This is a genomic window from Trinickia sp., from assembly GCF_036503415.1.
Lineage (GTDB): Bacteria > Pseudomonadota > Gammaproteobacteria > Burkholderiales > Burkholderiaceae > Trinickia.
Genome location: NZ_DASXWY010000211.1, coordinates 71,561 through 81,207, shown reverse-complemented (window position 1 = coordinate 81,207; position 9,647 = coordinate 71,561). Strand labels below are relative to the sequence as shown.

Sequence of the window (9,647 nt, the reverse complement as noted above, 5' to 3'; positions counted from 1 at the left end):
TGCGGATTGCCCGTGTGAAAGTAGGTAATCGTCAGGCTCCCTCTGCCAGGCAGAGTGCGCACCTCAGTGCCCACTCTGACCTACGCAACGTGCATGAAAACCCCCGGCCCGCCATCGCGCAGCCGGGGGTTTTTGCTTTGGGCGAACCGATCGCGATCGCTGGCGCCGGACATCGCAAACGCTTGACGTACTGTATGGATATACAGTAAAACATGTCATCATGGACATGCGTGATGATGAGTACCCCGTTGCCCCCACGGCGCCCCGTAAGGGCCGGGGAGCTGTCACGAATATTCAGGGACGATATGAGCGCGACGAACGGGAAGCGTTCGAGGATGGTTGGGCGCCCGACAGCGAAGACGGCGGCACGTCGCCTCTCAAAACCCAGGTTTTCGAGGAACGCGCGAAAAGCATTCTCACGCACAACGCTTCCCCGGATATTCCGTTTCGCGTTTCGCTCAATCCTTATCGCGGCTGCGAGCACGGCTGCATCTATTGCTTCGCCCGTCCGACTCACAGCTATCTAGGTCTGTCGCCGGGCCTCGACTTCGAAAGCCGGATCTACGCAAAAATCAATGCGCCCGAACTGCTGCAGCGCGAACTGCGGAAAAAGAATTACATCCCCGAGCCTATCGCGCTTGGCGTGAACACCGATGCATACCAGCCTGTCGAGCGCGAACTGCTTCTCACTCGGCGCGTGATCGAAACGCTCCACGAATACGGGCATCCGTTCGCGGCGATAACGAAGTCCTCATTGATCGAGCGTGACATCGATCTGCTCGCACCGATGGCCGCGCGCGGGCAAGTGATGGCCGCAATAACGGTCACGACGCTCGACCCGGAGATCGCCCGTACGCTCGAGCCGCGTGCGGCCACACCGGCGCGCAGGCTGCGTACGATCCGCACGCTCAGTGACGCCGGCGTCCCGGTCGGCGTTAGCGTTGCGCCAGTCATCCCGTTCGTGACCGAACCGGACCTGGAGCGCGTGCTGGAGGCGTGCGCGCAGGCGGGCGCAACGAGCGCGAGCTATATCGTCTTGCGCCTGCCCTGGGAAGTGGCGCCGCTTTTCAAGGAATGGCTCGCAGCCCATTTTCCGCAGCGCGCCGATCGCGTCATGGCGCGCATTCACGACATGCGTGGCGGCAAGGATTACGACGCTTCATTCGCGCACCGCATGAAAGGCGAGGGTGCCTGGGCGCAATTGCTCAAGCAGCGGTTCGACAAAGCGGTCAAGCGGCTGGGACTCAACGAGCGGCGGCACGGCATTCTCGATATGTCCCAGTTCAAAACGCCGGAACCGCTCGTGGCGCCGAACGCTCAACTGAGCCTTTTTTAACCGCGGCCGCCCCGGCTACTGTTCGAGCGACTTGGCCGTATCGCCGTGCGATTCGAAATAGGTTTCGAATGTCACAGCGAGGCCTGCCATCAAAAGCAACGCGCCGATGAAAAGGGAAAAGATAACGACGAACACGACGGCCCAGCCTGAGCGATTGCGCTGGTCCGATCCTGCATTGAATTGGGCATCCCATTTGTGGTCGGGCCGCAGGCCATAGACGATTGCCGAGAGGAACGCGGCCAGCAGCGACACTGCGCCGGGCACTGCGAGCGCCCATCCGAGAGTCGAAGCGCGCATCGTCGCAACGAGCAGCAAGATGCCAGGTATGCCGAGCAGCGTTCCGAACAGATGAGCCCAGCCGAACGGGTCACGCGCGCCGTAGAGATAAAAGCGATGCGCGCCGAGAGCGCCGAGCACGAAGGCCAGCGTCGCCGTAAGCGTCTTGGAGCGAAAGCGCTGCATGCTGCGGGAATGAGATCCTGACATAGCGTGGCAAGAGGTTGGGCTATTGAATGCGGTCGAATGTTCAGCGTGCCGATATCGCGCGCATGCGCGGCGGCAGCCTGCTGCGAAGCGCATTTTACGCTCCGTGACGGGCCGGGGCGCCGTTGAGGCGGCCAATGGCAAGCGCCTGCGTAAGTGTTTGTTATGGTTTCGATTTCCCGCTATAATCGAGCGTTTCAGTGGTTCCGAACCCCCGGATTTCAAGGATTACAGCATGGTCATCATCCGCTTGGCTCGCGGCGGCTCGAAGAAGCGCCCGTTTTACAACATCGTTGCAACTGACTCGCGCAGCCGTCGCGATGGACGTTTCATCGAGCGCGTGGGCTTTTACAACCCCGTCGCCACGAAGGGCGAATCGCTGCGTATCGCGCAGGACCGTCTGACGTATTGGCAAGGCGTGGGCGCGCAACTGTCGCCGACAGTCGAACGTCTCGTCAAGCAAGCGCAAAAGGCGCAGCCGGCTGCTTGATCGCGGTTTTCGCGGTTTGCAGACGTGACATCGGACCGTTCGTGAGACCGAGGAATCTCCATGCCGGCTCATGATTCGAGCGGGCCCTCGAGCCCCAAGCCGCGTTCGAAGCCAGGTGCAAGCAACGCGGCGTCGCCGTTCGGTGCATTCGTGCGAAAGCCGCCCGAACGCGCGGTAGAGGCTGGCGAGCAGCCGCGGGCGGTCGCCGAGACAGGGAATTGGCCTGATGACGCGGTCGAAGTCGGTGCTATCGTCGATGCCTACGGGCTGAAAGGTTGGGTCAAAATCGCTCCGCACGCCGGTGGCGCGCAAGGCGGCGAAGCGTTGATTCACGCGAAGTCCTGGTGGCTCGCCAAGGGGCGGGAACGCAAGGCTGGCCAAACCATTCAGGCCAAGGTGCATGGCGATAGTGTCGTCGCGCATCTCGCGGGCTTGGCCGACCGGGACGACGCGTTGGCATTGCGTGGCTTTAGCGTGTTCGTGCGCCGAGCCGATTTTCCGGTGCTCGATAACGACGACGAGTTCTATTGGGTCGATCTGGTCGGCCTCGACGTCGTCAACGAGGCCGGCGAAGCGCTTGGCCGTGTTGCCGACTTGATCGACAACGGTGCGCATTCGGTCCTGCGGGTCGAATATCCGTCGGTTGGCAAGGACGGCCAGCCGGTGAACGGCGAGCGGCTCATCCCGTTTGTCGGTGTGTATGTGAAAACGGTGGACCGGACGGCAAAACGCATCGTTGTCGACTGGCAAACCGATTACTGAGCGATTACTGAGCGATTACCGAGCTCGATCGAGACAAGGGAGCGCGATGCAGTTCGATGTCGTCACGCTCTTTCCGGAAATGTTCCGTGCGGTGACGGAGTGGGGCATTACCAGCCGTGCCGTGAAACAAGGGCGTTTCGGTCTGCGCACATGGAATCCGCGCGATTTCACGACCGACAACTATCGTACGGTGGATGATCGGCCGTACGGCGGCGGCCCGGGGATGGTCATGCTGGCCAAGCCGCTCGAGGCCGCAATCGGCGCCGCGAGAGCGGCGCAGGCGGCGCAAGGCATTGCCGGCACGCGTGTGGTCATGATGTCCCCTCAGGGAAAACGCCTCGACCACGAGCGTGTCATGCGATTCGCCGGCGAGCCCGGGCTCGTGTTGCTTTGCGGTCGGTATGAAGCGATCGATCAGCGGCTCATCGAGCGCTGCGTCGACGAGGAAATCAGTTTGGGCGACTTCGTGCTCTCGGGTGGGGAGTTGCCGGCGATGGCCTTGATGGACGCCGTCGTGCGTCATCTGCCGGGGGTGCTCAACGATGCACAATCGGCGGTGCAAGACAGCTTCGTGGACGGACTGCTCGATTGTCCGCACTACACGCGGCCCGAAGAGTACGACGGGATGCGTGTGCCGGACGTGCTGCTCGGCGGACATCACGCTGAAATCGAGCAGTGGCGCCGCCGCGAGGCGCTGAGAAATACCGCGGCCAAGCGGCCCGATTTGATCGAGCGCGCGAGGCGCAACAAGATGTTGAGCCGTGCCGACGAGGCATGGCTCGCAACCCTTGCCAAGACATCTCCAAAAACCTGAGAAGGTTCGAGGCGACGATGGCGGGGGCAGGCGGTGCCGGGCGATATGATCGGCACCAGGTGTGAACCCATCCTCTATCGGGGCCGCGCGCGGTGCATCTCGGATGCTCGGGCCGGCAGAACGCCGACAAGATGGCTTAAGGAGTCAGTGATGAATCTGATTGCAAAACTCGAGCAGGAAGAGATCGAGCGCGTGCTCGCCGGCAAGACCGTCCCCGAATTCGCCCCTGGCGACACGGTGATCGTCAACGTGAACGTCGTGGAAGGCAACCGCAAGCGCGTTCAGGCTTATGAAGGCGTGGTGATCGCGAAGCGCAACCGCGGCTTGAACTCGTCGTTCATCGTTCGCAAGATCTCGTCGGGCGAAGGCGTCGAGCGTACGTTCCAGACGTACTCGCCGCTGTTGGCGAGCATCGTCGTCAAGCGCCGCGGCGACGTGCGCCGTGCGAAGCTTTACTACCTGCGCGAGCGTTCGGGCAAGTCGGCTCGAATCAAGGAAAAGCTGGTCTTCAAGGACCGCGCTGCTTCCTGAGCGTAAGAGCTGTAAGAAAAAGCACCCGTCCGGGTGCTTTTTTGTTTGTCGGTCCAAAATATCGGTATTGCGTCGATCGCCTGTGAGAGGCCCCTTTGATCCGTCCTGTCTTTGAACCCGAGGCGCTGCCAATCGAGTCCACGGGTGCCGAATTGCCCGTCGTTCCGCCCGAGCGACTGACACCCGACGGACTGCGTGCGCGCTTTACCCAGCGCCTCGTCTGGGCACCCGAGCCGACCGATGTCAATTGGCGCGAGCCGGGGGATCCCCGCGCAGCCGCCGTCCTCATGCCGCTCGTCGCGCGCGACGAAGGTCTTACCGTGTTGCTGACGCAGCGGGCCGATCACTTGAGCGACCATGCGGGCCAGGTCAGCTTTCCCGGCGGCAGACGCGAACCGGAAGACGAGAATGCGATCGCTACGGCGTTGCGCGAAGCCGAGGAAGAAGTGTCGTTGGCGGCGGAGCGCGTCGAAATCCTCGGCGCACTACCCGATTATCTGACCGGCACGGGTTTTCGCGTGACACCGGTGGTCGGACTCGTGCATCCGCCGTTTAGCGTCGAAGCCGATACGCTCGAGGTCGCGGAGATTTTCGAGGTCCCGCTTGCATTTCTCATGGATCCTGCGCATCACGAAGTTCGATTGCTGCGATGGGAGGGCGGCGAGCGCCGCTTCTTTTCGATGCCGTATCCTCGGCCGGGAACCAGCGGTCACTATTTCGTCTGGGGCGCCACCGCAGGCATGCTGCGCAACTTCTATCGCTTTTTACTGGCGTGAGGACGAGCGTACCTGGCAATCCGACGACTTTCGTGTCGCGCGCACGCCCTACAGGCGGCCCTGTGCTATCGTTACGCGACAAATGCAAATAACTTGAATTGGTACGGCGCGTCGCATGACCTTTTTCTCCGTATTACTGGCTCTCGTCATCGAACAGCTACGTGCGCTGTCGCCGAACAATCCGGTGTTCGCACTGCTTCAATATCATGCTGAATGGGCCGCTCAGGGCTTCGACGCGGGCAAGAAAAAGCACGGCATACTGGCATGGCTGGTCGTCGTCCTTCCATGGACGCTCGCCGTCGGCGCCGTCTATTACCTCCTTTATCGAATCAGTTTCGCGCTGGCGTTTCTCTGGAACGTCGTCATCGTTTATTTCACGCTGGGTTTTCGGCAGTTCAGTCATTACTTCACCGATATCCATCTAGCGCTCAATAATGACGATGTGCCGCGCGCGCGGGAAATCCTCAGTGAATGGACGGGTATCGAGACGGTCGACATGCCCGTCGGCGAGATTGTCCGGCACACGCTGATACACGCGGTGGTGGCCTCGCATCGCCATGTGTTCGGGGTCTTCTTCTGGTTTCTCATCCCCATCGGACCGGCAGGTGCGGTGTTGTACCGTGTTTCCGAATATCTTGCCCGCGCCTGGTCCGTACCGGCTGGAGAGCGGACCGTGGCTTTCGGGACATTCGCGCAGCGCGTGTTCTTCGTGATGGATTGGGTGCCGGCGCGCCTCACTGCACTTGGCTTCGCCATCGTCGGCAATTTCGAGGACGCGATCTATGCATGGCGCAATCACACGCGCCAGTGGCCGGACGCCAACGATGGCGTGTTGCTCGCAGCCGGCAGCGGCGCGCTCGGCGCGCGCCTCGCGGGGCCGCTTGCGGAACCGTCGAGCCTCGATGCGCTCGTCGCGCCCGACGGCGGTCCCATTCTCGTTGGCGACGATTGCACGCCGCGGACGCTGCAATCGGCCGTCGGGCTCGTCTGGCGAGCCGTCATCCTCTGGATGATCCTGCTGCTCATGCTGACGATCGCCGTCTGGCTGGGCTGATCGGCGCTATCGATCGCCAGCGCCGGCGGGCCGCGGCGGGGCCGCGCCGCGCATCGACGGCTTGGACTTCACTGCTCGTCAAGGCTGCGTGACGCGCCGCATTGCCAGCATTGCGTGAACTGCGCTTCCAGCGTCTCGCCGCACTTCGCGCATCGCCACGGCAAGCTGCCGGCAGGCGGGCCGCTGATCGCCGCTTCGATAATTTTTCTTGCCAATGCTTCGTCGCGCTCATCGACGAGCCAGAGCTCGGGTGCGCATTGGTCCGCCGGGATTTCCCCGAGCGCCCCGTTCAGATAGCGGTTGTGCAATTCGCAAGGGATACCGGCGATGCTCAGCAGGTTCACCCAATGTTGACCCGTTACGGCGTTCGGAGCGAGCGTCAGCTTGAGCATGGACAGACCTTGGCGGGGCGGTATGTCGCTACCGAACGATCTGGCCGGCTTCGTGCACGAGCTGCGCATACAGCGCGTGGCGCTCGCGCGCGATCCGGCCCGCGGCCACGGCTTCGAGAATCGCGCAGCCGGGTTCATGCAGGTGACGGCAGTTGTAGAAGCGGCAATGCGGCAGCAATGGCCGAAATTCCGGAAATGCCCGCTCGAGCCGGCCCTCGGTCAGATGGTGCAGGCCGAATTCTTGAAAGCCCGGCGAGTCGATCAACGCCCCTCCGCCGGGTAGCGGATAAAGACGCGTGAACGTCGTCGTATGGCGGCCGCTATTCAACGCCGTCGAGATTTCGCGTGTGGCCGCCTCGGCATCCGGCACGAGCAGATTCACCAGTGTCGATTTGCCCATGCCCGATTGTCCGAGCAGTAGCGTCGCATGCCCCGCGAGTCTCGCGCTGAGCCTCTCGCGCGCTTCGTCCGGCCGCGCTTTGATCGACAGCTCGACAATGTCGTAGCCGAGCGAACGGTATGGCGCAAGCCGGGCCCGCGCCGGTGCGAGCGCGCGCTCGACGTCCGTCTTGTTGAGCACGATCAGCGGCGCGAGTTCGTTCGCTTCGGCCGCGACGAGCGCACGTCCCAGCAAATCCTCGCTGAAGTGCGGCTCGGTCGCGAGGACGATCAGCAACTGGTCCAGGTTGGCGGCGAAGAGCTTCGACTTGTACTGGTCGGAACGATAGAGCAGGTTGCGACGCTCGCCGATTTCGACGATCACGCCTTGATCGGCCGAGCTCTGCTCGTAGACGACGCGATCGCCGACAGCGACCTCGCTTTTTTTGCCGCGCGGAAAGCATTGCACCATGGCGCGCGTATCTCCGCCGGGCGCGACGAGATAGTGGCGTCCATGAGCCGCGATGACGAGCCCCTCGGCGCGCTGGCCGACTTCCGGATGTCGCGCCGGCTTGGCGAGCGGGGCCGTCATACGTGCCGCAGCAGGCGGTCGATGCGCTGCGATGCCGGTGGGTGCGAGTAGTAAAACGCGGTGTAGACCGGATCCGGCGTCAGGGTGGAAGCGTTGTCCTCGTACAGCTTGACGAGCGCATTGACGAGCTCTCGCGCATCGGTCTGGCTGGCCGCGAACGCATCGGCCTCGAACTCGTGCTTGCGCGAGCTCAGGCTGCCGAGCGGGGTGACGAAGAAGAGGAACACGGGCAGCGCCAGGAAAAAGAGCACGAGCGCGAGGCCATTGTTGCTGGCCGCGAGCCACGGCGTGACGCCGAGCCCTTCATAGAACCACGTGCGCTGCGAAAGCCAGCCCAGCAGCGCAAGCAAAGCGAGGCTGATTGCAAACGTCACGACCATGCGTTTGACGACGTGCCGGCGTTTGAAATGGCCGAGTTCATGCGCGAGCACGGCTTCGATTTCGCTGCCGCTCAGACGTGCGAGCAGCGTATCGAAGAACACGATGCGCTTGGCGGCGCCGAAGCCGGTGAAATATGCGTTGCCGTGCGCGGAGCGACGGCTGCCATCCATCACGAAGAGCCCCTTGGCCGCGAACCCGCAGCGGCGCATCAGCGCCTCGATGCGATTCTTGAGCGCCTCGTCCGTCAGCGGTTCGAACTTGTTGAACAGCGGAGCGATGAGCGTCGGATAGAGCACGAGTACGGCCAACTGGAAGGCGACGAGCACGATCCAGGCCCACAGCCACCAGAGGGCGCCCGCCTGCTCCATGAGCCAGAGCACGACGAAAAGAAGCGGCAAGCCGAATGCGGCACCGAGCGCCGTTCCCTTGGCCAGATCGGCGAAGAAAATGCCTCGCGTCATACGGTTGAAGCCGAAGCGCTCCTCGACGACGAACTGCCGATAGTAGTCGAACGGTATATCGATGACGCTCGTGATGCCGATCACGAGCGCCACCAGCGCGATCTGGGCGAGATAACCGTGGCCGAGCAGGCCCGATACGCCCACGTTGAGCGCCTGGACGCCGCCGAGCAGCGTGAGCGCGATGGTAAGCGCGGCACCCACGACGACCTCGATCATCCCGAGCCGCGTGCGCACGACGGTATAGTCGGCTGCGCGCTGATGGCCGGCCAGCGTGATCGTGCCCGCAAACTGCTTGGGCACCGCACTCCGATGCGCCGCGACGAAACGGATCTGGCGCGAGGCGAGCCAGAGTTTCGTCGCGACCATGGCGAGCACGGTGACGGCGAAAACGACGGTGAAGTAGAAAGAGGGCATCGGGGAAGTCCGTTGTATCTATGCGAGAATTATAGGGTTTCGCCGAAAGGGCGAGTGGGCTGACCCGCACACGGGCGTACGCCCCGAATTATTCCGTAACCAGGACTGCTTTCATGACTGAAATTGTCGAACCCGTCGGCGAGCCGGCGCTCGTCCGCAGCGAGATGAACCTCATCTGGCTCGATATGGAGATGACGGGGCTCGAGCCCGATACCGACCGCATCATCGAAATCGCGGTCGTCGTCACCAATTCGACGCTCGAGAAGGTCGTCGAGGGGCCCGTTCTCGCGATTCACCAAAGCGACGAGACGCTCGACAAAATGGACGATTGGAACAAGAACACGCACGGGCGCTCGGGTCTCATCGAGCGGGTGCGCGCGTCGACGGTCACCGAGGACGCCGCCACCGAGCAGATCCGCGCCTTTCTCGCCGCTTATGTGCCGCCCGGCAAATCCCCCATGTGCGGCAACTCCATCTGCCAGGACCGCCGTTTCATGGCGCGCTGGATGCCCGAGCTCGAGCGTTTTTTCCACTATCGCAATCTCGACGTGAGCACGCTCAAGGAACTGTGCCGGCGGTGGCAGCCGACCGTCTACAAAGGCTTTCAGAAGCGCGCGATGCATACGGCGCTCGCGGACATCCACGAGTCCATCGACGAACTCAAGTACTACCGTCAGCATTTCCTCGTCGTTTCGCCGAGCGCTCCCGTCGAAGGCGCCTGAGCCGCCTGAGCCGCCTTAGCCGCCTTAGCCGCCTTAGCCGCCTTAGCCGCCTGATGGGCCC

Annotated in this window: 12 protein-coding genes; 8 read left to right on the top strand and 4 right to left on the bottom strand. The window is 62.7% G+C overall.

Annotated features, from left to right (window positions below):
• Positions 1 to 220: 220 nt before the first annotated feature.
• On the top strand, positions 221 to 1,336 hold the full coding sequence (locus VGL01_RS24730; protein WP_331574088.1) for a PA0069 family radical SAM protein: 1,116 nt from the start codon (positions 221 to 223) through the stop codon (positions 1,334 to 1,336).
• A 15-nt stretch (positions 1,337 to 1,351) separates the two neighbouring features.
• On the opposite strand, the gene VGL01_RS24725 is transcribed toward VGL01_RS24730, so the two are convergent.
• Positions 1,352 to 1,798: an NINE protein gene (locus VGL01_RS24725; protein WP_331574086.1), complete on the bottom strand. Its 447-nt coding sequence runs from the start codon at positions 1,796 to 1,798 to the stop codon at positions 1,352 to 1,354.
• A gap of 256 nt (positions 1,799 to 2,054) precedes the next feature.
• Between VGL01_RS24725 and rpsP the strand changes: the two genes are divergently transcribed.
• From rpsP to VGL01_RS24695, 6 genes are all read left to right on the top strand, one after another.
• Positions 2,055 to 2,309: a 30S ribosomal protein S16 gene (rpsP, locus tag VGL01_RS24720; protein WP_173258456.1), complete on the top strand. Its 255-nt coding sequence runs from the start codon at positions 2,055 to 2,057 to the stop codon at positions 2,307 to 2,309.
• A gap of 60 nt (positions 2,310 to 2,369) precedes the next feature.
• A complete protein-coding gene (gene rimM, locus VGL01_RS24715; protein WP_331574084.1) occupies positions 2,370 to 3,071 on the top strand; it encodes a ribosome maturation factor RimM in 702 nt (233 codons plus the stop codon).
• Between the two features lie 46 nt (positions 3,072 to 3,117).
• Entirely contained in the window at positions 3,118 to 3,885 is a 768-nt protein-coding gene (trmD, locus tag VGL01_RS24710) for a tRNA (guanosine(37)-N1)-methyltransferase TrmD (protein WP_331574082.1), read from the top strand.
• A 150-nt stretch (positions 3,886 to 4,035) separates the two neighbouring features.
• Positions 4,036 to 4,416, top strand: coding sequence for a 50S ribosomal protein L19 (gene rplS, locus VGL01_RS24705; protein WP_173258450.1), 381 nt, complete (start codon positions 4,036 to 4,038; stop codon positions 4,414 to 4,416).
• A gap of 95 nt (positions 4,417 to 4,511) precedes the next feature.
• Positions 4,512 to 5,192: a CoA pyrophosphatase gene (locus VGL01_RS24700; RefSeq protein WP_331574080.1), complete on the top strand. Its 681-nt coding sequence runs from the start codon at positions 4,512 to 4,514 to the stop codon at positions 5,190 to 5,192.
• 115 nt (positions 5,193 to 5,307) lie between these two features.
• Entirely contained in the window at positions 5,308 to 6,246 is a 939-nt protein-coding gene (locus tag VGL01_RS24695; protein ID WP_331574078.1) for a CobD/CbiB family protein, read from the top strand.
• A gap of 68 nt (positions 6,247 to 6,314) precedes the next feature.
• Here the strand turns inward: VGL01_RS24695 and VGL01_RS24690 are convergent, their stop codons facing one another.
• The 3 genes from VGL01_RS24690 to VGL01_RS24680 are packed head-to-tail and all read right to left on the bottom strand — an operon-like array spanning position 6,315 to position 8,864.
• Entirely contained in the window at positions 6,315 to 6,638 is a 324-nt protein-coding gene (locus VGL01_RS24690; protein WP_331574076.1) for a DUF2007 domain-containing protein, read from the bottom strand.
• Positions 6,639 to 6,666: 28 nt separating this feature from the next.
• Positions 6,667 to 7,608 carry a ribosome small subunit-dependent GTPase A gene (gene rsgA, locus VGL01_RS24685; protein WP_331574074.1) on the bottom strand — a complete coding sequence of 314 codons (942 nt, stop codon included), beginning with the start codon at positions 7,606 to 7,608 and terminating at the stop codon, positions 6,667 to 6,669.
• Positions 7,605 to 8,864 (bottom strand): M48 family metallopeptidase, encoded by a 1,260-nt coding sequence (locus tag VGL01_RS24680; RefSeq protein WP_331574072.1) that lies wholly within the window; start codon positions 8,862 to 8,864, stop codon positions 7,605 to 7,607. Before VGL01_RS24680 ends, rsgA begins: the two co-directional genes overlap by 4 nt.
• A 113-nt stretch (positions 8,865 to 8,977) precedes the next feature.
• Between VGL01_RS24680 and orn the strand changes: the two genes are divergently transcribed.
• Positions 8,978 to 9,586, top strand: a complete 609-nt coding sequence (gene orn / locus VGL01_RS24675) for an oligoribonuclease (protein ID WP_331574070.1) — start codon at positions 8,978 to 8,980, stop codon at positions 9,584 to 9,586.
• Positions 9,587 to 9,647: the final 61 nt, after the last annotated feature.

Excerpts from the sequence above, each read along its gene's own strand:
- VGL01_RS24690 (WP_331574076.1), bottom strand. The coding sequence starts at position 6,638 with ATGCTCAAGCTGACGCTCGCTCCGAACGCCGTAACGGGTCAACATTGG.
- rpsP (WP_173258456.1), top strand. The coding sequence starts at position 2,055 with ATGGTCATCATCCGCTTGGCTCGCGGCGGCTCGAAGAAGCGCCCGTTT.
- rsgA (WP_331574074.1), bottom strand. The coding sequence starts at position 7,608 with ATGACGGCCCCGCTCGCCAAGCCGGCGCGACATCCGGAAGTCGGCCAG.
- orn (WP_331574070.1), top strand. The coding sequence starts at position 8,978 with ATGACTGAAATTGTCGAACCCGTCGGCGAGCCGGCGCTCGTCCGCAGC.
- VGL01_RS24725 (WP_331574086.1), bottom strand. The coding sequence starts at position 1,798 with ATGCAGCGCTTTCGCTCCAAGACGCTTACGGCGACGCTGGCCTTCGTG.
- rplS (WP_173258450.1), top strand. The coding sequence starts at position 4,036 with ATGAATCTGATTGCAAAACTCGAGCAGGAAGAGATCGAGCGCGTGCTC.
- VGL01_RS24730 (WP_331574088.1), top strand. The coding sequence starts at position 221 with ATGGACATGCGTGATGATGAGTACCCCGTTGCCCCCACGGCGCCCCGT.
- rimM (WP_331574084.1), top strand. The coding sequence starts at position 2,370 with ATGCCGGCTCATGATTCGAGCGGGCCCTCGAGCCCCAAGCCGCGTTCG.
- trmD (WP_331574082.1), top strand. The coding sequence starts at position 3,118 with ATGCAGTTCGATGTCGTCACGCTCTTTCCGGAAATGTTCCGTGCGGTG.
- VGL01_RS24695 (WP_331574078.1), top strand. The coding sequence starts at position 5,308 with ATGACCTTTTTCTCCGTATTACTGGCTCTCGTCATCGAACAGCTACGT.
- VGL01_RS24680 (WP_331574072.1), bottom strand. The coding sequence starts at position 8,864 with ATGCCCTCTTTCTACTTCACCGTCGTTTTCGCCGTCACCGTGCTCGCC.